Here is a 23093-nt window from a genome sequence, read left to right as displayed (position 1 = left end):
CGCTGGACAACACCCTTGCGACGGCCCACCTGCATCCCAAAAGCAGCATCGAAGGACACGGCATGACTGATCTGGCATTGGAAACCCGCGACGGCCTGCCCGACGCCCTGCGCGTTCTGGTCGAGGCCTATCCCCGCCAGGGTTGGACGCAGGATCCGGGCTTTGACGGGCTGATCCGCTTCTGGCTGGATCGCCACCTGATGTTCCGCCGCCTGATGAACGAGATGCGGACCGGCACCGAGGCGCTGCTTGACCGCAAGGTTGAGGCGCGCGCCTTTGCCGGTCAGGTCTCGCGCTATGGCGGCATGTTCGTGAACGGCCTGCACGAGCATCACACGATCGAGGACACCTATTATTTCCCCAAACTACAGGCCAAGGACGACCGGGTGGCGCGCGGGTTCGACATCCTCGACGCGGATCACCATGCGCTGGACGGCCACCTTGCCGCCTTTGTGGACAGCGCGAACGGCGTTCTGTCCCGGCTGGACGACCGCAGCCTGTTGCAGGACAACGCGGCAACCTTCCAGGCGTCGCTGAATGACATGGAACGCCTGCTGAACCGGCATCTGACGGACGAGGAAGACCTGGTCGTGCCGGTCATCCTGAAATACGGCAGCAGCGACCTTGGGGGCTGACGCCAGCCTGTCCGGCAGGCAACGGCAGGGTTACTGCGCCATGCGGTAGTAGTCGGTCTCGAAGTTCTGCTCCATCCCCGACAGGCAGAACCCCATGCGCGAATTCGACGTGCCGTCGATCTTGCCGCGCGTCACGATCGACGCACCCTGCAGACCGTCCGCGTTGGCCGCGAAATCGACGTCCTTCTTGGCCAGGATCTGGCCACCGAACATCGACAGCTTTGACGCCACGCTGACCCCGCCGAGGGTGATGATCTGGGCGCCGCCGCCAGCAGCACAATTGTCGTTCTTGCCGATCTGCAGCCCCTGCGGCGCAGTGACCGATTTGACATCGGTGCTGGTCGTCAGGATGACAGCATCGAACAGCTTGCTGCCATTGGCGAATTTGACGGGGCATGTCGTCAGGATGACGACATTCTGGATCGGCGCCGTCGCACCGTCGATGTCTAGAGACTGGCCCTTGCAGTCGATCCGGTAGATGCGGCCGGGGGTCAACATGCTTTGCTGCACACTCGACGCCTGCAGCGGCACGGTGGTGGCAGAGGTGATGTAACCAGGAATCCGGGCGCCCTTGCCCGACGCAAGGCTCTCCTGAATCCCTTCAAGCCGGTTGAGGATGTTGAGGTTCATGCGCTGGTCGCGCAACGCCTCTTGCAGGCCGGTGTTCTTCTCGAACCCGGACCGGGGCATGTCGAGGTCGGTGATGTTCGGCATGGACACGACCGTGCCAGGTTCGAAATAGTTGTTCTGGTTGATCGACACGTGACTGTTGGAATGGATGCAGAAACCGTTCGAGAAGCTGTTGTTGGACTGCAGGTCCACCACGCCGTCCGCCATGATACCTTCCTTCAGGCAACCGGGCATGTAGGTCATAAAAACCGAACTGGCGGCGACATCGAAGTGGTCCTTGCCAAGCATCTTGAACAGATAGCTCGGTGCGGCGTTGTCCTTGACCTCCGTCATGGACGCTTTCACCCGCACCGCCTTGCCCGATCCCGCCTCTGCCGTGAAGACGGCGGATTCCCGGTCGAACGTGCCGAATTCGATGCTGTCCGTGGTCAGGATCCGGCCGTAACGGCCCGATGGCAGCAGCGGCTGGATCAGCTCGATTGCCACCTTCTTTGCATCCTCCTCCGACATGCTGCGCCGGTTGTAAAGTGCGGCATGTGCCGCCTGGTCGGCCGCCACCTGCAATTGCGTCTTGGTCGCTTCCAGATAGGTATAGTCGAGCGCGAAGGCGCCGATCATCGTGCCCGCGACGAATGTGTAAAGGCCCATGAGCGTCACGGATCCATCGCTGCCGTGCACAAGTCGCCGCAGGGCGCGCGCCATGAAGGATGTCATGCTACTGCTCCAGAAACTGTTGCGAGGTGATGGTGATATTCATTTGCGACAGTCCGGGCACGGCATGGACCGCCGAAAAGGCCGTGGCCGGCAGCGAGACGACCGTCCTGATGATCCCGCTATCGACCGTGGTCGTGACCGCGACATCCTGGGTTACATTCGCCATGCCCCGGCGGACAAGTTCCTCGACCTCGGACGTGCTGGCGACTTGACCGACGGACAGCGCGCGATTGCTGTCCTGCACCAGACGCAACGTGTTGGCCTTGCCATAGAAGACGAAGGAAAAGTCAGCGATCATCGACATGAGATAAACGATAATCGGCACCCAGATCAGCGCCTCGAGGGTCGATGAACCCTTTTCGCAGATGGCGAAGTGCTTGATCTGTTTCGAAACGCAGGAGGCGAACCACCGCATGATGTCATTCCGGAGTTAGGAGTGCATCAAGCTAACCAGAAATGTGTCCATAATTTGAAACCCATGGCCTTAAACTGTTTTAATTCAGCTATGAGGCGTATTTCGACCGGAATAAGCAGTTTTTAGAATGATACAGTGATGTTTTCACATGTCTTTTTGGGTCAGGATACGAAGAAAAGACGTCTCACGCTCTTCCACATTCGAATCACCGCGGACGCGACAGACCGGTCAAAGCCGCGTCTCTGGCTGCCCCGCCGGTTTCGGCAGGGCAGCGGAGAGTCAGACCCTGTTCATCCGGTTCGCGATCAGGTCATCCACGACCTCGGGTTCGGCCAGGGTCGATGTGTCGCCCAGCGCGCCGTAGTCGTTTTCCGCGATCTTGCGCAGGATGCGGCGCATGATCTTGCCGGAGCGTGTCTTGGGCAGACCCGGTGCGAACTGGATCAGGTCCGGCTTGGCGATCGGCCCGATCTCTTGGCGAACGAAATCCGACAGTTCCTTGCGCAGCGCATCCGTCGGTTCCTGACCCGCCATCAGCGACACATAGGCATAGATCCCCTGCCCCTTGATGTCGTGGGGATAGCCCACCACCGCAGCCTCGCTGACGGCCGCATGGGCGACCAGCGCGCTTTCAACCTCTGCCGTGCCCATCCGGTGGCCCGACACGTTGATCACGTCATCGACGCGGCCCGTGATCCAGTAGTATCCGTCCTTGTCGCGCCGGCATCCGTCACCGGAAAAGAACATGTTGGGATACTGGCTGAAATACGTCATCTCGAACCGCTCGTGATCGCCCCAGATCGTGCGCATCTGGCTGGGCCAGCTGTCGGCGATGCACAGCACACCCTCGGCCTCGGTCGTGGTGATTTCCTGACCTGACTCGGGTTCCAGCACCACCGGTTTGATGCCGAAGAACGGCAGCGTGGCCGATCCCGGTTTCGTCGGCGTGGCACCGGGCAGCGGCGTCAGCAGGTGGCCGCCGGTTTCCGTCTGCCACCATGTGTCGACGATCGGCACGGTGCCTTTGCCGACGACCTCGTGATACCAGTTCCACGCCTCGGGATTGATTGGCTCGCCCACGGTGCCCAGCACGCGCAGGCTGCTCAAGTCGTATTTCTCGACGAAGGCGTTGCCCTTGCCCATCAGCGCCCGGATCGCGGTGGGTGCGGTATAGAACTGGTTGACCTTGTGCGTCTCGCAGACCTGCCAGAAGCGGCCGGCGTCCGGGTAGGTCGGGACGCCCTCGAACATCACCGTCGTGGCCCCGTTCGCCAGCGGACCATAGACGATATAACTGTGACCCGTGACCCAGCCCACGTCCGCCGTGCACCAGAAGACGTCGCCGTGCTTGTAATCGAAAACGTATTGATGCGTCATCGCCGCATAGACAAGGTAGCCGCCGGTGGAATGCACGACCCCCTTCGGCTGCCCGGTGGACCCCGAGGTATAGAGGATGAACAGCGGATCCTCGGCGTTCATCTCTTCCGGCGGGCAATCGGCGCTAACCTTCTCTTCCATCTCGTGCAGCCAGTAGTCGCGGCCGTCGGTCATGGTGACGTTGCCACCCGTCCGCTTGACCACCAGCATGGAGGTGTCAGTGGTGATCTTGTCGAAGGCCTTGTCGGCGTTGACCTTCAGCGGCGTGTTCCTGCCGCCGCGCGGCGCCTCGTCGGCGGTGATGACGACCTTGGCCTCTGACCCGTTGACGCGGGCGGCCAGCGCATCGGGGCTGAAGCCCGCGAAGACGACCGAGTGGATCGCGCCGATCCGCGCACAGGCCAGCATCGCATAGGCCGCCTGCGGGATCATCGGCAGGTAGATCACGACGCGGTCACCCTTGCCGACGCCCAGCTCCTTTAAAACGTTCGCGAATTTCGAGACATGCGCATGCAACTGCGCATAGCTGATGTGCTGCGCGCCATCCTCCGGGCTGTCGGGCTCCCAGATGATGGCCGTGTGGTCGGCGCGGTCCGCCAGATGCCGGTCGATGCAGTTGGCGGCGACGTTCAGCGTGCCGTCCTCGTACCACTTGATGTCGATATTGCCGGGCGCAAAGCTGGTATTCTTGACGCGTGTGTACGGCGTCATCCAGTCCAGACGCTTGCCTTCCTCGCCCCAGAAGCCTTCGGGATCGTTTACCGATCGCGCATACATCTCGTCATAGGTTGCCTTGTCGGCATGGGCCGCTGCAGCCACGTCGGGATGTGGTGCATAAGTCTTGTCGGTCATCCGGGGTTCCTCCTGCTTGGCAACGCGGCAGTCCGATCCGCCGCAACGACAGCCAGCGCGGCCGTCGCCTCCTCCCGGCTTGCATGATGCTGGTCCGGCGCCGGAAAGCCAAGGCAGCGTTAGGTTGTGCCGGCCCGGTCTGTCAATTTATTGAAAATCGTGCGGCGAATTTGTCAATTCGTGAACAGCATTCCCCTCCTCTTTGCGCGTTGCTACAGGGGGTGGCATGGATGCCATCGTGATACTTGGTGCTGCGGTCTGGGCCGACGGCCCGTCGCCCACGCTACGCCGCCGCGCGTTGCACGGGGCGGCCCTGTGGCACGCCGGGGCTGCACGGTGGGTGGTGGCCTGCGGTGGACTGGGACGGCATCCGCCGACAGAGGCCGCCGCAATCACCGACCTGCTGCTGGCGCAAGGTGTGCCCCGGGACGCCATCCTGCAAGAAGATCGGTCGACGACGACACTGGAAAACATCCGCTTTGCCCTGCCGTTGCTGCGCGACCGCGGGGTGAGCCGAATCATCATCGTCACCGACGCCACCCACGGCCCCCGCGCCCTGCTTGTCGCACGCCATTTTCGGCTGCGGGCGCGATACAGCGCGCCGTCCCTGCGGGGCAGTCGCAAGCGCAGTGTACTCCGGCAGGCGCTGCGCGAACTGGGGGCCTATCCGCTTTACGCGATCAGACTGCTGGGTATCAGGCGTGACGACTGACCGTTTACCCCGCCGGCGCCCGTTAACCCCAAATTAATGTTGATGAACGATTTTTCAGCGTCTGTCCGCTGAGAGTGTCATGCGCCTGATCTGGATCATCCTGTTGCTGACCGTGCTGTCCAGCGCGTCGCACGCCGGCGCATGGCCCCGCGACAAGGGAGAGCTGTTCATTGCCGCTGGCGGAAATTTCCTGCTGTCGACGGGGGCCGAGTTGCCGGTGCACTACGATCCGACCGTCTATGGCGAATACGGGCTGACCGACCGCCTGACCCTCGGGCTGGATTTCTATACCGCTGACAAGGGCCGGATTGCCTCGGGTTTTACTTTCATCAGCGTGCCGGTCGGATCGCTGCAGATGCGGAACCGTGCGTCCGTCTCTCTCGGATATGGCTACCGCCTGAACCCCGATGCATCGACAGAAGCCCTGATGCGTATCGGACTGTCGGTGGGGCGCGGCCTGAACAAGGGCTGGCTGGCCGCCGACACTTCGGCCACCTTCGGGACACTGGATACGATCTGGCGCCCCAAGGCGGACTTCACCTGGGGCCGCAGCTGGTCAGACCGCTGGACCACCACCCTGCAACTGCAGACAGGTGAGGGTTATTACGACGATTATTACGCAAAGATCAGCCCGACCGCGATCTTTTCCCTCAGCGACCGGTTCAAGATCAACCTCGGCGCCGTCAAGGCCCTGACCGGCGATGGCGGCAGCGCCATGAAACTGGAAACCTGGCTGACATTCTAAAACCCGGACCGGCTAGTGCCGGTCCGGGTGATCGCCGCGCCAGTTCAGACCGGGTTGTCCATACGCACGGTGTAGCGGATCGTGCCTTTCAGCGCCTGACCAAAGACGAACCGGACGTTGCGCTGGTCGCTGCCATAGTTCTTGTCGGCCCAAGGGATTTCGTTGACGGTCTGACCCGATGCCGTCTGCAAGGGCCCGTCCGCCAGAACCGATTCCACGAAACGCGCCCGCCCCAGAAACGGCAGTTGCGGCGCCGTGCGCGCGACCCATTGATCGGACGCCGTCGCTTGCGTGTGGGTCAGATACGCGGGATTGAACACCTCGTCATTGATCCCGTTATAGCAGTTGCCAGCGAAGGTGACCTGCCGCATCCGTCCGTAATCCAGATCCGCGAACGTCGTGTCGACGGATTCGACGCGGCTGATATTCCCGTTGAACGTGCGAAACACATTACCGACGACGCCAAGCCCGTGCAGGAAATGCCCCGGCCCATAGGGCTTGATGACGATAAAGTTGAACCCCGTGTTGACGTTGATGCACACGAAATGGTTCCCCGTGATCGTCAGGCCGCCAAAGGAAAAGCCAGTGGTAAAGGCCGGGCTCGCCTCTGATTCGTTGGTCCATTCGATGAAACAATTGTCGATGTAATTGCCGGTGATCGCCGCACGACAGTTCGACTGGGTAAAGACGATGCCGCCGCGCCGCACGCCATTGTTTTCCGTGTCGCCATGGAACCAGTGATTGCCGACGATCGTGCTGCCGCCGCCGGCAATGACACCGAAGTGCTTGAACAGTACGACGCGGTTCTCGCGCACCTTGACGTCGTTGGCGTTGGCGTTGAACGCGATGGTCGTGCGGTCTTGGACGCGAAGGGACGCCTCGTTCGACACAAACTGGCACCGGTCGATCATCATGCCCTGGCAGCCGTTGCCGGGGCTGGAGAGGCCGCGGTCCTTGGGCTTGGTGAAGAAGCAATCGCGCACGTGGAACGTCAGGCCTGCGGGCGCCAGCATGATGCCGCTGGCATTGCCGTCGCCCTGGAATTCCACGTCGTCGATGACGAATTGCGACAGGCTGTCGTAGCCCGAGAAGTCGAGCAGATACTTGAACCGGCGAAAGGTAAAGGTCTGGGTGCCCGCCGCGTCATAGAGCCCGCCGCTGATCTGCACCGTGCGAGCGCCGACATTGCGTGATGTGACGTAGATTTCCCGCCCCACGCCGGATCCCACGACAAGGGCGCCGACCGGAATGTTGGCGACGTTGACGACATTGGTCAGCGTCCGGTCGCTGGACGGGCTGTAGGTCGCCTGAGAGGTCACGTCGGTCGTGTTCCAGGACGCGCTCGACGCCGCGCGGAACTGTCCGTTGCGGATGACGCGCCGTGTCGCAAAGGTGGTGCGGGTCGGATCGCAGGCCTGCATGTCGACGGGTGCCGTCAGATTGACAATCCGTCCGTTCAAATCCAGCGACTCGTGATCAGAATAATTCAGCAGGGCCTGATAGGCCTTGCGAAACGCCAGCTGCTCGTCCTCGAACGCATCCACATAGGTCTGATAGTTGAAATCCTTCTGCAGGATGAACCGCTTGTCGGCAGGTTGCGTCACCCGCCCCTCGAACCGGATCCGGTTCTGGATCGTGACGTCCTGCGCCAGACGATAGACACCTTCGGACACCAGAATCTCTCGCCCGTTTGCCGCCGCGTCGGCGGCCTCGAAAGCGGCTGAATCGTCGGCGACATTGTCACCCTTCGCACCATAGTCTCGCACGTCCACCATCGCGATCAGATCGCGCAGGAATGCGGCAGTATAATCCTCGATGACGATGTCATCGATCCGCACCAGCCCGCCGCTGGGCCCGGTCAGGTCGATCCCGAAGTGTCCAAAATCCGCGGCGGTCCAGACCAGATCGACGCCGGTCCGGTCGCCGGTGCCGACGATGGCGCTGACCTCGACCACGGTGCCATAGGTCGTCAACGCGGTCTGCGGGCCGACACTCGTCGGGACCGTCGCGGCCCCGCCACCGTTGCGACCGGCCCAGCCCGCGATCCGCACGCCGGGCAGCGGCCCCGCTACCGCCTTGACCCGCGCGGTGATGCGCAGGTAGCAACCCGGCAGGATCGGCGTCTCGCCCATATAGCGGACCTTCTGCACCGTGCTGGTCTTCTGCACCTCAAGGCAACCGCCGAAATCCTGATCCGCCGCGACGAACACGCCGGTCCCGCTGGTGGCATAGGTGTCGCTGCCCGGTGTGCCGTCACCGCTGGACCAGACGCCAAGCCCGGCCGCGAACGGCAGTGGCTGAAACACGATGCCGTCGGTAATTGCCTTGTTCATCCCAGATCCCTTTGTCGGTGGGATGTCGCATCTGTCTGACCCGCAGGTCAGGCCACGTCATCCCGTTTGAATGCTGTCCGGCGCAGGGCCAGTCATCGCGGATCGGAATAAGCAACGAGAGTGAACCGGGTCTGATGCCACCGTGACGCAGATACCCTGCGTCACGCAACGCCTTCAGGTGCCGACATCGGGTGGTGGCAACAGGAAGACACCATCGATCTTCCACCCCTTGGAGGTCTTGATCATGGCGTATTCCAGAAGGTGCAGCTTGCCGTTGGTGTCCTGCACCATCACCTGCTGAAAGGTCACGGCATTGGATTCGCGGGTCGCGACAAAGCGGACGGCAGAGTTATCCCAGACCATCGGATAAGCCTGATTGACCATCACGCCGAAATTCCGCGGCGTGCCGAACAGGTTCCGGATCATCGGGCTGGCGAATTGCCAGGCCAGATCGACATCGCGCGCATTGAACGCGCCCAACTGCTGCCCGATCACCTCTTCGATGGAAAGTTGCGATACGTCCGCCTCTGCCGACGCCGCATCAGACGTGCCATCCGTCGCAGGGGCTGCAGGTGTCGCCGACATGTCCGGCCCCGGCGGCGTGACCGGGACAGGAGTGACAGGACCCGACCCGCCGCCCGCATCCGGCGATCCCACGTCCTGTGCATAAACGGGCAATGCCATGCCCGTCACCACCGCCACCGTCATCCAGAACCGCATGTCTCGCCCCCAGCGTTCACCTTATGAGTACAAGATACGCGACCGGGGGCCAAAAGGTTTCGCGATCAACCCTGCTGCAAATCGCCGCGCAGCGCGGCCTCGATCAGGGCGACCGTCTCGTCGACACCGTATAATGCTATGAACCCGCCGAACCGCGGCCCTTGGGACGCGCCCAGCAGCACTTCGTAAAGGGCTGTGAACCAGTCGCGCAGCGGCTCGAACCCGTGGGCCTTGCCGACGGCAAAGACCTCGGATTGCAAGGCCTCGGCGTCCAGACCGCCCTCCCAGGCCCGCAACCGTGCCGCCAGATCCTCCAGCGCCGCGCGTTCCATATCCGTGGGCGCGCGGAACACCTTCTCGGGCTTCACGAAGTCATTGTAATAGCGCACGGCGAAACCGGCCGCCTGATCCATCTGCGGATTGGCCTGCGGCGAGGCATCGGGCGCATAGCGCTGGATGAACCCCCACAGCTTGTCCTTGCTCTCGGCACTCGACACCGAAGCAAGGTTCAGCAGCATCGCAAACGGCACGACCATGTCCGACGCAGGCACATTGTGCCCGTGGATATGGAACACCGGGTTGTTCAGCCGCGCCGCCGCGTCCTGCGTCTCGTAGGCGCGCAGCTGCTGGTGATACTCGTCGACCGCCTTGGGAATGACGTCGAAATGCATCCGCTTGGCCGTCTTCGGCTTCAGATACATGAAATAGCTCAGGCTCTCCGTCGCCGCATAGGTCAGCCATTCGTCGATCGTCAGACCATTGCCAGAGGTCTTGGAGATCTTGTGCCCCTCCGCATCCAGAAACAGCTCATAGGTGAAATGCTCCGGCGCGCGGCCGCCCAACACCCGGCAGATGCCGTCATAGATCGCGGTGTTCGTCGCATGATCCTTGCCGTACATCTCGAAATCGACACCCAGCGCCGCCCAGCGCGCGCCGAAATCCGGCTTCCACTGCAGCTTGCAGTTGCCGCCCGTGACGCTGATCGTATGCTCTGTCCCGTCCTCGTCGTCGAAGGTGATCATGCCGTCCTTGGTCACGGCCTTCATCGGCACATAAAGCACCCGCCCGGTCGTCGGGCTGATCGGCAGAAAGCATGAATAGGTCGCCCGCCGCTCCTCGCGCAGGGACTTGAGCATGATCTCCATGATCTCGTCATATTGCTCGCAAGCCTTCAGCAGGATCGCATCCATCTTGCCGCTGCGATAATACTCCGTCGCACTCGCAAATTCGTATTCGAAACCAAAGGTATCAAGGAAGTTGTTCAGCCGCGCATTCATGTGCGCACCAAAGCTGCCGTGCGTGCCGAACGGATCGGGCACCGACGTCAGCGGGCGCTGCATGTAAGGCTCCAGCGCCGCGGGATCAGGCACATTGCCGGGGATCTTGCGCATCCCGTCCATGTCGTCCGAGAAACACAAAAGCTTTGTCGGAATGTCGCTGATGATCTCGAAGGCGCGACGGATCATCGTCGTGCGACCGACCTCGCCGAAGGTACCGATATGCGGCAGGCCCGACGGCCCATACCCCGTCTCGAACAGGACGTAGCCCTTCTCGGGGTCCTTCTTTTCGTAACGTTTCAGCACACGGCGCGCCTCTTCGAACGGCCAGGCCTTCGATGTCATCGCAGCGTCACGCAATGTGCTCATGTTTTCACTCGCTTCATGGTATGAAGCCCCCGTGGCCTCATATCGCGCATCCCTATTGCGACAGCGCGGGGCCGTCAATAAATGGGTCGGGACTGACCCCGGAAGGACCTACGATGGTAACGGACTCCATGACCCCGCAGGACGCGCTGGCCGCCCTGATGATCGCCGTCTCCGCCTCGGACGAAAACATCCGGACGTCCGAGCTGATCAAGATCAATTCGGCCATCAACAACCTGCCCGTCTTCTCGGACTACGACTCCGACCGCTTGCCGCGCGTCACGCGCATGGTCTTCGACCTGCTGGACCAGGAGGATGGTCTGGAGGCGCTGTTCGGCCTGATCCGCGACACCCTGCCAGAGCGTCTGTTCGAAACGGCCTATGCGCTGTCCTGCGACGTGGCCGCCGCCGATGGCAAGATCGGCGAGACGGAAGGCCGCATGCTGGAAGAAATCCGCGACGAACTGGATCTGGACCGGCTGCACGCCGCCGCGATCGAACGCGGGGCGCGCGCCCGTCACATGACGATCTGACCGCCGGAACTTTCGGGGACATCACAGGGTTGTCATGACATTGAATGACCGTCCTGAAAGGAATGTCCCATGGAATATGGTCTCTTTGGCCTGATCGTCCTGATCGCCGACCTTTACGCCATCTACCAGGTGCTGACGTCCGGCAGCTCGACCGGATCCAAGGTCGTCTGGACTCTCGCCATTCTGATCCTGCCCGTCCTCGGCTTCATCGTCTGGCTGGTGGCCGGACCGCGCGGTGCGTCCGTGCGGGTGTGACCCCCAGAACATGTAAGTGAAGAAGGGCGCAACGGATCGTTGCGCCCTTTTCGTTATCCGCCGATGCGGCCCAGAATAGCCCAGCGTTGCAGCAGGTCCTGTTGCAGGCCTTTGGCCCGGCCGTTGAACCCGGCGGCCCCCCGCGGCTGCTCGTCCAGTGACGACAGCGACGCCAGCCGCGCCTCGGGATCGTGGGCAAAGATCGCAAAGGTCAGTGTGCGGCCGCGGTCCGTTTCCAGATAGCCCGCCAGCGCCGAGACGAAATTCAGCGTGCCCGTCTTGGCCCTGACCTGACCCGGAAAATCCCGGATCGCCTTGCGCTTATCGTCCAGCATCGTGATCGACTTCATCAGGGGCCGCAGTTGCGTGGCAACGCCAGGCGCGTTCAGAAAAGTGACCTCGTCGCGGGCAGAGACATGATTTTCGTCGGTCAGGCCGGAGTGATCCTCCAGCTGCACGTGGATTCCCGCCCGCGCGACGTACCACTCCGCCATTTTCATCGCAGAGGTCTGCATGTCCTGCGCCGTCCCGACCCGCTTGGCCGTCGCCGTCATCCCCGCCGCCTCTGCGGTGATGTTGGTCGAATACAGCAGCATGTCGCGCATCATGTCGACCAAAGGCTGGCTTTCGAACCGCGCCAGTTCCGTCGCGGCGGGCAGCGTGTCGATCAGCTTCATCGCCGGGACCGTCACACCGGCATCGCGTGCGAGCGTCTGGAAAACCTCGCCCGCGTAAAGGGCCGGAAACCGCACCGGCAACCACCGCGACCCGGCCTTGCCCAGCGCCCCCTTGGCGACCGTCCAGTTATCGACGCCCTGCCCTTCGGTATAGGTGTAAACAGGGCCAGCGCGATCCACGACAGCCATCCGCGCGCTTTTGACCGCAGGCCGCCGCGTCTCGCTGCGCGCATCCAGCGTCACGGAATACGCCGCACCGCTGCGCGCCCATTCGAAATAGACGCGGTTGAAATTCAGGTTCAGGCCGCCCAGCGACGGGTTATAGCCCAGCTGATCCAACTGCCCCGGCTCGATCTCCTTCACACCGGGCAAGGCGTTGCCCCAGACCAGAAAATCGCCGTCCACCCGGGTCACGCCCGCATCCGACAGCCGTTGTGCCAGCGTCGCCAACTCGTCGGTCACAAGGTTCGGATCGCCGCCACCGGCAAGGATCAGATCCCCCTTCAGCACGCCGTCCGTCACAGGACCGGTCGCCAGAAGACGCGTGGCGAAACGGTAGTCGGGACCCAGGATTTCCAGCGCGTAAAGCGCCGTAAGGGTCTTGGTCACGCTCGCCGGCGGGCGGCCCTGCGCGCCGTTGACCTGCTCCAGCACCTCTCCGGTCTCCTGATCGGCAATCACGAACCCGACCTGACCTTCCAGTCCCGCGGCGCGGATCAGATCGACGGCGCTCTTGCGCGCGACGGGCCTGACGCCGGCAGGCACCTCTGGCACGGCAGCCGTCACGGTAGGCCGTGTCACGGGCCGCAGGGTCGTCTGCGGTGCCGCGACCGCCATGCCTGCAGCAAGACAGACCCCGCCCGTCAAAAGCGCGCGGCGGGATAGTCGTTTTGTCGTTTCAATCATGCACCAGTCCTACCCCGTGGCCCGCCGCGCTGACAATCTTCGCGCGATCACGCTTGCGCCATGCCCCCTGCGCCCGAATGGCGCTCGACGACATGTCGCTCAGCGGCAGATCGACGAAACACCAGGCTGGCGCGGCAGTGCGTCCCAAGGCACGGCTGGCCGACGCCGGGACCCGCGCCATGCGATAGATGCGCGCCGCACGGCTGAAACGGGCGGCCAGCCGGTCGCCCGGCCGGGCCAGCACGCCAACCGGCACATGGTCCATGATCCAGCGCCAGTCCTGCCAGCGGTCAAACTGCACCAGATTGTCCGCCCCCATCAGCCAGACGAACCGCACGCCCGGATACCGTTGTTGCAACGCGCGCAGCGTCTGCGCCGTGTGCCGCGTGCCCAGACGCGCCTCGACATCCGTAATCGTGACCCGGGGATGCTGCATGACAGCCGCGGCCTGCGCCATCCGGTCAGCCAAAGGGGCCGGCCCGCTGGTCTTCAACGGGTTGCCCGGACTGACCAGCCACCACACGCGATCCAGTCCGAATCGCCGGAGGGCGGTCCGCGTGATATGGACATGTCCCGCGTGGGCGGGATCGAACGATCCGCCCAGCAGGCCGACCACCTGTCCCCGTGCCGCCGCGGGCCAACCCTGCATATCACTCCTCCGTGCGCTGGCAGCAAAAGCGCCCAGCGCGACCATCATGTAAAGCCGAAAGTGGCCGCCGCTCGCCAATTCGGCAGCAGCCTTTAAGCCCCTGATAACGCGCTGGCGCCTAGAGTGGGCCTCACCCGTGCCAGAGGTTCAGATGTCAGACGTCAGCGTACCTGTACCGTTTCGTTTCCTGCCCGTGGCCGGCCCCGCCCTGTGGCGCAGGCTGAACGCAAGACGCCTTGCCGCCGGTGCCCTGCCCGACTTCGACGCGATTGCCTGCGCCAGCACCAACGACGGAATCATCGTCCAGACGCTCGAAGGGATCATCATCTGGGCGAACCCCGCCTTCGCGCGAATCGTCGGTCTGCCGATGGACCGCATCCTCGGCCGCAATCCGCTGTCCTTCTGCATGCCGAAGGATCAGACACCGTCGCGTGCGCAGATCGCGGATTTCCGCTATGACCCTGCCAATCCGAACCTGCAAAAACTGATCGTGCTGCGCAACCGCCGCAGCGATGGCACCCTGTTCTGGAACCAGCTCAGCTTCAGCTTTCACAAGAACGCGCAGGATCAGACATTCGCCGTTCTGGTCTGCCGGGACGTCAGCGAACAAATCGACCAGACCCGCGCCCTGCGCGATACGACCCGGTCATTGACCCAGATGGCGTCCCACGACAGCCTGACCGGTCTGGCCAACAGGAACCGGTTCAATGACTTCATCTCCAAGGCACTTGCCGACGCGGACGTGACCCGTCACGGCCTCGCCGTGCTGCAGATCGACATGGACAGGTTCAAGGCGATCAACGACAGCCACGGCCACGCCGCCGGCGATGCCGCGTTGCAGCACGTGACCGCGGCCATGACGGGCAAGTTGCGGCAAACCGATCTTCTGGCGCGGATGGGGGGCGATGAATTCGTCGCCGTCTGCCTTGGCGTGACCAGCGACGACGACCTTTTGCGAATCGGACAAAGCCTGTGCGACGCCGCCCGTATCCCTTTCATGTTTGGCGGCGAAGAATTGACGGCCTCGGTCAGCATCGGCGCCGTGGTGGCGGATCAAGGCGATACGGATGCCGATCTGCTGCTGCAAAAGTCGGATTTCGCCCTTTACGAGGTCAAGCGGAACGGTCGCGGCCATGTCGCGATTTACGACAGCCGGCTGCATGCAGAGGCGCAGCGTCGGGACCGTCTGTCGGCACACCTGCGGCACTGCATCGCAGACGAAAAGCTGACGTTCTACTTTCAGCCGACAGTCGACCTGATCACCGGCCGGATCCGCGGATTCGAGGCGCTGGCGCGGTGGCAGCACCCCACCCGCGGATTGATTCACCCGGCGGAATTTCTGCCCCTCGCCCGCGACATGAATCTGCTCAAGGCTGTTGACCTTGCCGCCATCTCGGCTGCAGCACAGCTGCGTAAACGCCTGATTCACAGCGGATTTGATGACATCCGGGTCGGCATCAACGGGTCTGCACACCTGTTGCAGGATCCGGCGCACATCGACCTTCTGCCAGCACGCGTCACGCGCGCGGGCGCCCGGACGCAGGATTTCGTCATCGAACTGGCGGAACGCGATGTCTTTGGCAACGAAGACCGTATCGAAACGCATCTGACGGCAATCTCGCGGCTCGTGGGTCACGGATTCAGCGTCCTGATCGACGGGTTCGGCGCAGGCTATGCCGGCCTTCTGCACGTCGAACGCCTGGCCGTTGCGGGCTTCAAGATCGAAAAAGCACTGATCCGCCGCCTCGATACCGTCCCGGCCTGTGAACGGATCACCGCGATGCTGCTGACGTTCAGCCGAGAGAAAGACATCTATGCCGTCGCCTACGGTATCGAAACCGCAGATCAGGCGCGCATGGTCCGCGCACTGGGCGGAACGGTGGGCCAGGGCAATCATTTTGCCCGCGCCATGCCCGCCGAAGACGTGATCGACTGGTTGCGCCAACGCGCAGCCCGCCCGCCGCTGGCCGTGGCCGCCGACCTGTCCCTGATTGCCCCCGTGCACGTCGCCCGATAAGGAAGGACAAATTTCATTCAGCGGAGCATGACCATGGCAAGCTATCAGTTCGTCTATTTCATGGACGGCGTGTCCAAGACCTATCCCGGCGGCAAGAAGGTCTTTGAAAACATCCGGCTGAACTTTCTGCCCGGCGTCAAGATCGGCGTCGTCGGTGTGAACGGCACCGGTAAATCGACACTGATGCGCATCATGGCGGGTCAGGACAAGGATTTTCAGGGCGAAGCCTGGGCCGCAGAAGGCGCGCGCGTCGGCTATCTGCCGCAGGAACCGGAACTGGACCCGACGCTGAACGTGCGCGAAAACGTCATGCTGGGTGTGGCCGACAAGAAGGCCGTGCTGGACCGCTACAACGAAGTCGCGATGAACTACAGCGACGAGACGGCCGACGAGATGGCCCGCCTGCAGGACGAGATCGACGCCCAGAACCTCTGGGACCTCGACGCGCAGATCGATGTCAGCATGGAAGCCCTGCGCTGCCCCCCCGACGACGCCGACGTCACGTCCCTGTCAGGCGGTGAAAAGCGGCGCGTGGCCCTGTGCAAGCTGCTGCTGGAAGCGCCCGACATGCTGCTGCTGGACGAACCGACCAACCACCTCGACGCGGAAACCATCGCGTGGCTGCAGCAGCACCTTGTGGACTACAAAGGCACGATCCTGATCGTGACCCACGATCGTTACTTCCTTGATGCGATCACCGGCTGGATCCTCGAACTCGACCGCGGGTCGGGCATTCCGCACGAGGGCAATTACTCCAGCTGGCTGGAGGCCAAGGCCAAGCGTCTGGAAAAAGAGGCGAAAGAGGACAAGTCCAAGCAGCGCACGCTGGAGCGCGAGCTGGAATGGATGCGTCAAGGCGCCAAGGCGCGTCAGGCCAAGTCGAAGGCGCGGATCAGCGCCTATAACGACCTCGCCAACCAGTCCGAAAAGGAAAAGATGGGCCGCGCCCAGATCATCATCCCGAACGGTCCGCGTCTGGGGTCCAAGGTGATCGAGGTCACGGACCTGAAAAAGGCGATGGGCGACAAGTTGCTGGTCGAGGGGCTGTCCTTCGACCTGCCGCCCGGCGGCATCGTCGGCGTCATCGGCCCGAACGGCGCCGGCAAATCGACGCTCTTTTCGATGCTGACCGGTCAGGCACAGCCCGATGAAGGCAGCGTCGAATACGGCGATACGGTCAAGCTGTCCTACGTGGACCAGTCCCGAGACGCGCTGGCCCCCGATGCGACAGTCTGGGAGGAAATCACCGGCGGCGCCGAAATCATCGAACTCGGTGACGCCTCGATGAACAGCCGCGCCTACTGCTCGGCCTTCAACTTCAAGGGTGGTGATCAGCAAAAGAAGGTCGGCCTGCTGTCGGGGGGCGAACGCAACCGCGTCCACATGGCCAAACTGCTGAAATCCGGCGGCAACGTCCTGCTCCTCGACGAGCCGACGAACGACCTCGACGTGGAAACGCTGCGGGCGCTCGAAGACGCCCTGACATCCTTCGCGGGCTGCGCAGTGGTCATCAGCCACGACCGATTCTTCCTCGACCGGATCTGCACGCACATCCTGGCCTTCGAAGGCGACGCCCACGTCGAATGGTTCCAGGGCAATTTCGAAGACTACGAGGAAGACAAGAAACGCCGTCTCGGCGCCGACGCGCTGGAACCCAAGCGGTTGAAACATAAGAAATTCGTGCGCTAGACCGAAGATCCTGCAGTGCCGGAAGCTCTCGTCTTGCAACGCGAGTCTCCGCACTGCAGCGAAACAAAATATCACACAAGGCCAATAAGCAGTAACTAATGAAATAGGGGCTTTATTTCGCACCATTTTCAAGCAATGGTTAACGCAGTTTTAGAGGGGGCGTATCATGGCAATTGGAATATTGGGCGCCTTTGTCGGACTGTTGTCGGCGATCGCCTCTACATGTGTCACCGGGATTTCGATCTTTGAAAGCGGCGTCATCTATCTGGTCATGTCCTTTGCCACCGTCGCCCTGTCGGCGGTTTCCGCAAGCTGGCCGACCGCAGCACGGTCGCGCACCTGACACCGCACCATCCGCACAGGATGACCCCTCGTATCGATGGCCTTGCTTTTACCACTCGTATGCGCTACAAGGTCTGCGCAGACGTTATCTATCTCGACCCACTGTGTTCCTTTCTAGGCTACAGCGCTCGACATTGCACTGACTAAGCCGGGCCACCGCAATCTCGTGGGTGGCAAGACTAAAAGGAATAACACGATGGCTACTGGCACCGTGAAATGGTTCAACGCAACCAAAGGCTTCGGCTTCATCGCTCCCGATGGCGGCTCCAAGGACGTTTTCGTCCACATCTCCGCTGTTGAGCGTTCGGGCCTGACCGGTCTGGCCGACAACCAGAAAGTGACCTTCGACATCGAATCCGGCCGTGACGGTCGTGAATCGGCTGTGAACCTGTCGCTGGCGTAAGCTGCGTCCTGCAAGACTTGGGTGCGCGGTCCCGCGCATCCTCCCTTCGCCGATCGGCAAATTTTCACCGATTGCAGCGATCTGACCGACCCCCATTAAATTACAGTTGATTTGACGAACGCGTTGAGGATAATTTCTGACGCTACGTTACCTTTATCGACGACGGTCCCCACGGCCCGGTGCCTCGATCTTGCACTGACGAGCCGAACCGCTGCATTCCGCGAGCGGTGTAATTGGGAGACGAGACATGGCAACCGGAACAGTGAAGTGGTTTAACACCACGAAAGGCTTTGGCTTTATTGCGCCCGACGGCGGATCGAAGGACGTTTTCGTCCACATCTCTGCCGTCGAACGCTCTGGCCTGACGGGCCTTGCTGACAATCAGAAGGTCAAGTTCGACATCGAAGCGGGCCGCGATGGCCGCGAATCGGCTGTGAACCTCTCGCTGGCCTAATCGGCCGGCAAGCCCTTCACGAAATCCAGAACGGCTGGCCCCATGGCCGCGACAATCAGCTTCACCCCTTCCGCGTTGGGGTGAATGCCATCCGCCTGCAGATACTTCGGCAGGTCCAGATCGCGCAGCCCGGCGAACCAGTCGGGATAGACCGGCACGTCGTATTTTGCCCCCAGATCGCCGTACATCCCATTGAACGCCGTCGCGTAATCCGCGCCATAGTTCGTACCCGCCCGCAACCCGATCAACATCGACGGCACATCGGCCGCCTTCGCCTTGCCAAGGATCTTGTCGAGGTTGTCGCGACTGACCTTCGGGTCCAGACCGCGCAAATAGTCGTTACCGCCCAGTGCTATCAGCATGGCATCGACGTCTGGCGTCAGTGTCCAGTCCACGCGGCTCAGCCCGCCAGCGGTCGTGTCGCCCGACACTCCGGCGTTCAGCAACGTGACCTCTGCCCCCTCTGCGTCCAGCCAGGCCTGCATCTGCGGCACGAATCCCTGATCCTGCTCCAGCCCGTATCCCGCCGTCAGGCTGTCGCCCAGGGCCGCGACGGTCACGGGTGCGGCAACGGCCGCCGTGGCAAAAAGGCTCAGGATCAACCCGTTGCGCACCGACCGCACTGCACCATATGCAAGGGTGAACAAAGCAAAGGTTTTCCCCATGTCCGATACCGTCCTGTCGCTGCGCCACGTGGCGCTGTCCCTCGACGGCAATGCGGGCAAGGTGGACATCCTGCACGATATCTCGCTCGACGTGGCAAGCGGTGAAACCTTGGGGCTGGTCGGGCCGAGTGGATCTGGCAAGTCATCTCTCCTGATGCTGATGGGCGGTCTGGAACAGGCCACCACAGGTCAGATCACCGCGATGGGCAGCGACCTGACCGCGATGAACGAAGACCAGCTCGCCCGCTTTCGCCGTTCACATATGGGGGTGGTCTTCCAGTCTTTCCACCTGATCCCGACGATGACCGCTCTTGAAAACGTGGCCACGCCGCTGGAACTGGCCGGGGTCAAGGATGCCTTCGACCGGGCGCGGGCCGAGCTGGAGGCCGTGGGCCTTGGCAACCGCGTCGATCACTACCCCAACCAGATGTCCGGCGGTGAACAGCAGCGCGTCGCCCTCGCCCGCGCCTCTGCCCCGCGTCCCAAACTGCTTTTGGCGGATGAACCCACCGGCAACCTCGACGAGGCGAACGGCAGCGCCATCATCGAGCTTCTTTTCGGCCTGCGCGACCGGCACGGGTCCACGCTTATCATGGTCACCCACGCACGCGACCTTGCCGCCCGATGTTCGCGCGTGATCGGCCTGCGCGACGGCCGTCTGGACGCCGCATGAGCCTGCCCCTCGCGTTCACCTTCGCCCGCCGCGAACTGCGCGGCGGCCTGCGCGGCTTTCGCGTCTTCCTCGCCTGCCTCGCCCTCGGTGTCGCCGCCATCGCCGCCGTCGGCACCGTGCGCGCCGGGATCGAGGCTGGCCTTGCCGAACAGGGCAGCGCCCTTCTGGGCGGCGACGCGCAGGCCACCCTGACCTATCGCCACGCCAGTCCGGAAGAGCTGGCGTTCATGCAGGACGTCTCGACCACCCTGTCGGAAACCGTCGACTTCCGGTCGATGGTCGTGGTGGGCGAAGACCGCGCTTTGACGCAGGTGCGCGGCGTGGACGCCGCCTATCCGCTGGTCGGTGCCGTCACGCTTGACCCGCCGATGCCGCTGGCGGACGCCTTGGCCGGCAACGGCACCCTGCCAGGCGGCGTGATGGAACGTGTTCTCTCCGACAGGCTTGGCCTGAAACCCGGCGACACCTTCCGCATGGGGACGCAGGACTTCGTGTTCAGCGCCGTGCTCGCCAGCTATCCCGACAACGCGGCGGGCGGCTTCTCCCTCGGGCCGCGCAGCATCGTGCTGACCCGCGACCTCGCCAATGCGGGCCTGTTGTCCGAAGGCACGCTGTTCGACACCGACTACCGCATGCTGCTACCCCCCGGCACCGATCTGCAGGCGTTGAAGGACCGTGCCGACGCGAAATTCCGCGACACCGGCATGCGCTGGCGCGACAGCCGCGAAGGTGCCGGCGGCACCGCCCGCTTTGTCGAACGGATGGGCGCGTTTCTGATCCTCGTGGGTCTGTCGGGCCTCGCCGTCGGCGGCATCGGCGTCAGCGCAGCCGTCCGCGCATACCTTGGCGGCAAGACCGGCACGATCGCGATTCTCAAGACGCTGGGCGCCACGCGCGGCACGATCTTTGCCACCTATGCGCTGCAGATCGGCGCGCTGACGCTGCTGGGTGTCGCGATAGGCCTGATCCTCGGCGGCGGCATCCCCCTCGCCCTCGCCCCGGTGATCGAGGCGCAACTGCCGATTCCCGCCGATTTCGGCGTCTACCCCGCCCCCCTGATCGAGGCCGCGATCTACGGCATCCTCGCCGCCGCGATCTTCACCCTTTGGCCCCTCGCCCGGACCGAGAGCATCCGTGCCGCTACCCTGTTCCGCGATGCCTTCGGCGGTGGGTCGGCCCTGCCCCGCTGGCCCTATCTGCTGATCACGGCGGGTCTTGTCGGCCTGCTCCTCGGTCTCGCGATCTGGTTCTCCGGCACGGTCTGGCTGACCCTCTGGACCGCTGGCGGGATTGCGGGGGCCTTGCTGATCCTCGTGCTCGCCGCCGCCCTGATCCGCTGGATCGCCCGCCTGTTGCGCAGCACCGCCCGCGGCCATCCCGCCCTGCGGCTGGCGCTCGCCAGTATCGGTGCACGCGGCGGCGAATCGACCTCCGTCGTCCTGTCGCTGGGCCTCGGCCTCGCCGTGCTTGCCGCCATCGGCCAGATCGACGGCAACCTGCGCCGCGCCTTCACGGCAGAGCTGCCTGAACGCGCGCCCAGCTATTTCTTCGTCGACATCCAGCCCGACCAGATCGACGGCTACCGCAAGATCCTCGCCGACAACCCGGCCGTGACCAAGGTCGAAACCGCCCCCATGCTCCGCGGCGTCATCACCCGGATCAACGGCGAGGATGCGCAGAAGGTCGCTGGCGGCCATTGGGTCGTGCGCGGCGACCGTGGCATCACCTATGCCGACAGCCTGCCCGACGGCAGCACGCTCTCTGCCGGTGAATGGTGGCCCGAAGGTTATGCGGGCGCGCCTCAGATCAGCTTTGCCGCCGAAGAGGCGGCAGAGATCGGTCTGAACCTTGGCGACACCCTGACCGTCAACGTCCTTGGCCGCGACATCACCGGCACGATCACCAGCTTCCGGCAGGTGAACTGGGACAGCGCCGGTCTCGGTTTTGTGCTGACCTTCAATTCCGCCGCCCTCGCCGGTGCACCGCACAGCTGGATTTCCACCGTCTATGCCGCGCCAGAGGCCGAGGCGCAGATCCTGCGCGACGTGGCAACTGCCTATCCCAACGTCACCGCCATCCGCATCCGCGACGCCATCGACCGTGTCTCCGTGCTGATCGAGGGGATCACCGCCGCCACGCGCTACGGCGCGCTGGCGACCCTCGTGACCGGCTTCCTCGTGCTGATCGGTGCCGCCGCCGCAGGCGAGCGCGCCCGCACGTTCGAGGCGGCCGTGCTCAAGACCATCGGCGCCACCCGCGGCCTGATCGTCGCCAGCTTTGCCTTGCGCGCGGCCCTGCTGGGGCTGGCGGCGGGTGTCGTGGCGCTGACGGCGGGCATCATAGGCGGCTGGGCGGTGCAGACCTACATCATGGAAAACGACTACCAGATCATCTGGGGCAATGCCCTGTGGATCGTCGGTGGCGGCGTCATGGTCTCGCTCCTTGCAGGCCTCGCCTTCGCCATCCGCCCCCTGCAAGCCGCCCCGGCACAGGTGCTCCGTGCCAGAGAGTGATCCCGCCTTCTTCGGCTACGGCAGCCTCGTGAACCTCGCGACTCACGGCTATGCCGACCCTTGCCCGGCGCGCCTGACCGGCTGGCGCCGCGTCTGGCGCAGCACGACGCTGCGCGAGGCGGCGTTCCTGTCGGTCGATCCCGCGCCGGGGGTCACGCTGGACGGCATCGCCGCCCGCGTGCCCGGCGCCGACTGGCTGGCGCTGGACGCCCGAGAGGCCGCCTATACCCGCATCGACGTGTCAGAAACCCTCGGCCTGGGTTGTCCCGCCGCCGTCTACCGGGTCAGCGACGGCCTGACGCTGCCCACCACGACAGGCCACATGATCCTGCGCAGCTATCTCGACGTCGTCGTGCAAGGTTATTTTCGGGTCTTCGGCCCCACCGGCGTCAGCGATTTCTTCGACACCACGACGGGATGGGAGGTCGGCATCAAAGACGATCGCGCGGCCCCGCTCTATCCCCGCGCACAGACGCTATCAGACATAGAAACGGCGCAGGTGGATCACCACCTGCGCCGCCTGTCCGTCCCGCACTGAACC

The 23093-nt window shown here is 63.4% G+C and carries 22 protein-coding genes; 13 read left to right on the top strand and 9 right to left on the bottom strand.

Going from position 1 to position 23093, the window contains the following annotated elements; translation table 11 throughout:
* The first annotated feature begins 62 nt into the window (after positions 1 to 62).
* Positions 63 to 635, top strand: a complete 573-nt coding sequence (locus GLR48_RS08385; protein ID WP_237060743.1) for a hemerythrin domain-containing protein — start codon at positions 63 to 65, stop codon at positions 633 to 635.
* A 30-nt stretch (positions 636 to 665) separates the two neighbouring features.
* Here GLR48_RS08385 and GLR48_RS08380 read toward each other — a convergent pair whose 3' ends face one another.
* The 3 genes from GLR48_RS08380 to acs form a co-directional block, all read right to left on the bottom strand.
* On the bottom strand, positions 666 to 1979 hold the full coding sequence (locus GLR48_RS08380; RefSeq protein WP_237060741.1) for a pilus assembly protein TadG-related protein: 1314 nt from the start codon (positions 1977 to 1979) through the stop codon (positions 666 to 668).
* 1 nt (position 1980) lies between these two features.
* Positions 1981 to 2394: a TadE/TadG family type IV pilus assembly protein gene (locus GLR48_RS08375; protein WP_237060739.1), complete on the bottom strand. Its 414-nt coding sequence runs from the start codon at positions 2392 to 2394 to the stop codon at positions 1981 to 1983.
* 279 nt (positions 2395 to 2673) lie between these two features.
* On the bottom strand, positions 2674 to 4623 hold the full coding sequence (gene acs / locus GLR48_RS08370; RefSeq protein ID WP_237060738.1) for an acetate--CoA ligase: 1950 nt from the start codon (positions 4621 to 4623) through the stop codon (positions 2674 to 2676).
* A 226-nt stretch (positions 4624 to 4849) separates the two neighbouring features.
* On the opposite strand from acs, the gene GLR48_RS08365 reads away from it, so the two are divergent.
* Together GLR48_RS08365 and GLR48_RS08360 are read left to right on the top strand one after the other, a co-directional pair.
* Positions 4850 to 5335 (top strand): YdcF family protein, encoded by a 486-nt coding sequence (locus GLR48_RS08365; protein WP_237060736.1) that lies wholly within the window; start codon positions 4850 to 4852, stop codon positions 5333 to 5335.
* A 79-nt stretch (positions 5336 to 5414) separates the two neighbouring features.
* Positions 5415 to 6080, top strand: a complete 666-nt coding sequence (locus GLR48_RS08360; protein ID WP_237060734.1) for a hypothetical protein — start codon at positions 5415 to 5417, stop codon at positions 6078 to 6080.
* Positions 6081 to 6124: 44 nt separating this feature from the next.
* Here the strand turns inward: GLR48_RS08360 and GLR48_RS08355 are convergent, their stop codons facing one another.
* The 3 genes from GLR48_RS08355 to GLR48_RS08345 form a co-directional block, all read right to left on the bottom strand.
* Positions 6125 to 8413, bottom strand: coding sequence for a glycosyl hydrolase family 28-related protein (locus GLR48_RS08355; protein ID WP_237060733.1), 2289 nt, complete (start codon positions 8411 to 8413; stop codon positions 6125 to 6127).
* 174 nt (positions 8414 to 8587) lie between these two features.
* Positions 8588 to 9133: a DUF4864 domain-containing protein gene (locus GLR48_RS08350; RefSeq protein WP_237060731.1), complete on the bottom strand. Its 546-nt coding sequence runs from the start codon at positions 9131 to 9133 to the stop codon at positions 8588 to 8590.
* Between the two features lie 65 nt (positions 9134 to 9198).
* Complete coding sequence (locus GLR48_RS08345) at positions 9199 to 10779, bottom strand: lysine--tRNA ligase (protein ID WP_237060729.1); 1581 nt, start codon at positions 10777 to 10779, stop codon at positions 9199 to 9201.
* Between the two features lie 113 nt (positions 10780 to 10892).
* Between GLR48_RS08345 and GLR48_RS08340 the strand changes: the two genes are divergently transcribed.
* Together GLR48_RS08340 and GLR48_RS08335 are read left to right on the top strand one after the other, a co-directional pair.
* Positions 10893 to 11309, top strand: a complete 417-nt coding sequence (locus GLR48_RS08340) for a tellurite resistance TerB family protein (RefSeq protein WP_237060727.1) — start codon at positions 10893 to 10895, stop codon at positions 11307 to 11309.
* Positions 11310 to 11378: 69 nt separating this feature from the next.
* Positions 11379 to 11564: a PLDc N-terminal domain-containing protein gene (locus GLR48_RS08335; RefSeq protein WP_237060725.1), complete on the top strand. Its 186-nt coding sequence runs from the start codon at positions 11379 to 11381 to the stop codon at positions 11562 to 11564.
* A gap of 53 nt (positions 11565 to 11617) precedes the next feature.
* Here the strand turns inward: GLR48_RS08335 and dacB are convergent, their stop codons facing one another.
* Both dacB and GLR48_RS08325 read right to left on the bottom strand, forming a co-directional pair.
* A complete protein-coding gene (dacB, locus tag GLR48_RS08330) occupies positions 11618 to 13147 on the bottom strand; it encodes a D-alanyl-D-alanine carboxypeptidase/D-alanyl-D-alanine endopeptidase (protein ID WP_237060723.1) in 1530 nt (509 codons plus the stop codon).
* Entirely contained in the window at positions 13140 to 13796 is a 657-nt protein-coding gene (locus tag GLR48_RS08325) for a nicotinate-nucleotide adenylyltransferase (RefSeq protein ID WP_237060712.1), read from the bottom strand. The genes dacB and GLR48_RS08325 overlap by 8 nt, the downstream gene beginning before the upstream one ends.
* Positions 13797 to 13947: 151 nt before the next feature.
* On the opposite strand from GLR48_RS08325, the gene GLR48_RS08320 reads away from it, so the two are divergent.
* The 5 genes from GLR48_RS08320 (at position 13948) to GLR48_RS08300 (ending at position 18701) form a co-directional block, all read left to right on the top strand.
* Positions 13948 to 15813: a putative bifunctional diguanylate cyclase/phosphodiesterase gene (locus GLR48_RS08320; protein ID WP_237060710.1), complete on the top strand. Its 1866-nt coding sequence runs from the start codon at positions 13948 to 13950 to the stop codon at positions 15811 to 15813.
* Between the two features lie 33 nt (positions 15814 to 15846).
* Positions 15847 to 17502: an energy-dependent translational throttle protein EttA gene (gene ettA / locus GLR48_RS08315; protein ID WP_237060708.1), complete on the top strand. Its 1656-nt coding sequence runs from the start codon at positions 15847 to 15849 to the stop codon at positions 17500 to 17502.
* 166 nt (positions 17503 to 17668) lie between these two features.
* On the top strand, positions 17669 to 17845 hold the full coding sequence (locus tag GLR48_RS08310) for a hypothetical protein (RefSeq protein ID WP_237060706.1): 177 nt from the start codon (positions 17669 to 17671) through the stop codon (positions 17843 to 17845).
* A 195-nt stretch (positions 17846 to 18040) separates the two neighbouring features.
* Positions 18041 to 18247, top strand: coding sequence for a cold-shock protein (locus tag GLR48_RS08305; protein WP_072856590.1), 207 nt, complete (start codon positions 18041 to 18043; stop codon positions 18245 to 18247).
* A 247-nt stretch (positions 18248 to 18494) separates the two neighbouring features.
* Positions 18495 to 18701, top strand: a complete 207-nt coding sequence (locus GLR48_RS08300) for a cold-shock protein (RefSeq protein ID WP_237060704.1) — start codon at positions 18495 to 18497, stop codon at positions 18699 to 18701.
* On the opposite strand, the gene GLR48_RS08295 is transcribed toward GLR48_RS08300, so the two are convergent.
* Positions 18698 to 19366 carry an arylesterase gene (locus GLR48_RS08295; protein ID WP_237060695.1) on the bottom strand — a complete coding sequence of 223 codons (669 nt, stop codon included), beginning with the start codon at positions 19364 to 19366 and terminating at the stop codon, positions 18698 to 18700. The two genes, GLR48_RS08300 and GLR48_RS08295, sit on opposite strands and share 4 nt — an antisense overlap.
* On the opposite strand from GLR48_RS08295, the gene GLR48_RS08290 reads away from it, so the two are divergent.
* The 3 genes from GLR48_RS08290 to GLR48_RS08280 are packed head-to-tail and all read left to right on the top strand — an operon-like array spanning position 19365 to position 23090.
* Positions 19365 to 20039: an ABC transporter ATP-binding protein gene (locus tag GLR48_RS08290; protein ID WP_237060693.1), complete on the top strand. Its 675-nt coding sequence runs from the start codon at positions 19365 to 19367 to the stop codon at positions 20037 to 20039. The genes GLR48_RS08295 and GLR48_RS08290 overlap by 2 nt on opposite strands.
* Positions 20036 to 22552: an ABC transporter permease gene (locus tag GLR48_RS08285; RefSeq protein WP_237060691.1), complete on the top strand. Its 2517-nt coding sequence runs from the start codon at positions 20036 to 20038 to the stop codon at positions 22550 to 22552. Before GLR48_RS08290 ends, GLR48_RS08285 begins: the two co-directional genes overlap by 4 nt.
* The gene (locus GLR48_RS08280; RefSeq protein WP_237060688.1) at positions 22539 to 23090 is read left to right on the top strand and encodes a gamma-glutamylcyclotransferase family protein; all 552 of its coding nucleotides are present in this window, start codon (positions 22539 to 22541) and stop codon (positions 23088 to 23090) included. Before GLR48_RS08285 ends, GLR48_RS08280 begins: the two co-directional genes overlap by 14 nt.
* The last annotated feature ends 3 nt before the right edge of the window (positions 23091 to 23093 follow it).

Origin of the sequence: Loktanella sp. M215, from assembly GCF_021735925.1 — a bacterium.
In the GTDB taxonomy this organism is placed as follows: domain Bacteria; phylum Pseudomonadota; class Alphaproteobacteria; order Rhodobacterales; family Rhodobacteraceae; genus Loktanella.
Note: the sequence above shows the minus strand (reverse complement) of the source record. Positions and strands in the feature narration are given on the sequence as shown.

What these genes read in the sequence shown, in the direction of transcription:
- GLR48_RS08385 (WP_237060743.1), top strand. Translation starts at nt 63, where the DNA reads ATGACTGATCTGGCATTGGAAACCCGCGACGGCCTGCCCGACGCCCTG.
- GLR48_RS08380 (WP_237060741.1), bottom strand. Translation starts at nt 1,979, where the DNA reads ATGACATCCTTCATGGCGCGCGCCCTGCGGCGACTTGTGCACGGCAGC.
- GLR48_RS08375 (WP_237060739.1), bottom strand. Translation starts at nt 2,394, where the DNA reads ATGCGGTGGTTCGCCTCCTGCGTTTCGAAACAGATCAAGCACTTCGCC.
- acs (WP_237060738.1), bottom strand. Translation starts at nt 4,623, where the DNA reads ATGACCGACAAGACTTATGCACCACATCCCGACGTGGCTGCAGCGGCC.
- GLR48_RS08365 (WP_237060736.1), top strand. Translation starts at nt 4,850, where the DNA reads ATGGATGCCATCGTGATACTTGGTGCTGCGGTCTGGGCCGACGGCCCG.
- GLR48_RS08360 (WP_237060734.1), top strand. Translation starts at nt 5,415, where the DNA reads ATGCGCCTGATCTGGATCATCCTGTTGCTGACCGTGCTGTCCAGCGCG.
- GLR48_RS08355 (WP_237060733.1), bottom strand. Translation starts at nt 8,413, where the DNA reads ATGAACAAGGCAATTACCGACGGCATCGTGTTTCAGCCACTGCCGTTC.
- GLR48_RS08350 (WP_237060731.1), bottom strand. Translation starts at nt 9,133, where the DNA reads ATGCGGTTCTGGATGACGGTGGCGGTGGTGACGGGCATGGCATTGCCC.
- GLR48_RS08345 (WP_237060729.1), bottom strand. Translation starts at nt 10,779, where the DNA reads ATGAGCACATTGCGTGACGCTGCGATGACATCGAAGGCCTGGCCGTTC.
- GLR48_RS08340 (WP_237060727.1), top strand. Translation starts at nt 10,893, where the DNA reads ATGGTAACGGACTCCATGACCCCGCAGGACGCGCTGGCCGCCCTGATG.
- GLR48_RS08335 (WP_237060725.1), top strand. Translation starts at nt 11,379, where the DNA reads ATGGAATATGGTCTCTTTGGCCTGATCGTCCTGATCGCCGACCTTTAC.
- dacB (WP_237060723.1), bottom strand. Translation starts at nt 13,147, where the DNA reads ATGATTGAAACGACAAAACGACTATCCCGCCGCGCGCTTTTGACGGGC.
- GLR48_RS08325 (WP_237060712.1), bottom strand. Translation starts at nt 13,796, where the DNA reads ATGCAGGGTTGGCCCGCGGCGGCACGGGGACAGGTGGTCGGCCTGCTG.
- GLR48_RS08320 (WP_237060710.1), top strand. Translation starts at nt 13,948, where the DNA reads ATGTCAGACGTCAGCGTACCTGTACCGTTTCGTTTCCTGCCCGTGGCC.
- ettA (WP_237060708.1), top strand. Translation starts at nt 15,847, where the DNA reads ATGGCAAGCTATCAGTTCGTCTATTTCATGGACGGCGTGTCCAAGACC.
- GLR48_RS08310 (WP_237060706.1), top strand. Translation starts at nt 17,669, where the DNA reads ATGGCAATTGGAATATTGGGCGCCTTTGTCGGACTGTTGTCGGCGATC.
- GLR48_RS08305 (WP_072856590.1), top strand. Translation starts at nt 18,041, where the DNA reads ATGGCTACTGGCACCGTGAAATGGTTCAACGCAACCAAAGGCTTCGGC.
- GLR48_RS08300 (WP_237060704.1), top strand. Translation starts at nt 18,495, where the DNA reads ATGGCAACCGGAACAGTGAAGTGGTTTAACACCACGAAAGGCTTTGGC.
- GLR48_RS08290 (WP_237060693.1), top strand. Translation starts at nt 19,365, where the DNA reads ATGTCCGATACCGTCCTGTCGCTGCGCCACGTGGCGCTGTCCCTCGAC.
- GLR48_RS08295 (WP_237060695.1), bottom strand. Translation starts at nt 19,366, where the DNA reads ATGGGGAAAACCTTTGCTTTGTTCACCCTTGCATATGGTGCAGTGCGG.
- GLR48_RS08285 (WP_237060691.1), top strand. Translation starts at nt 20,036, where the DNA reads ATGAGCCTGCCCCTCGCGTTCACCTTCGCCCGCCGCGAACTGCGCGGC.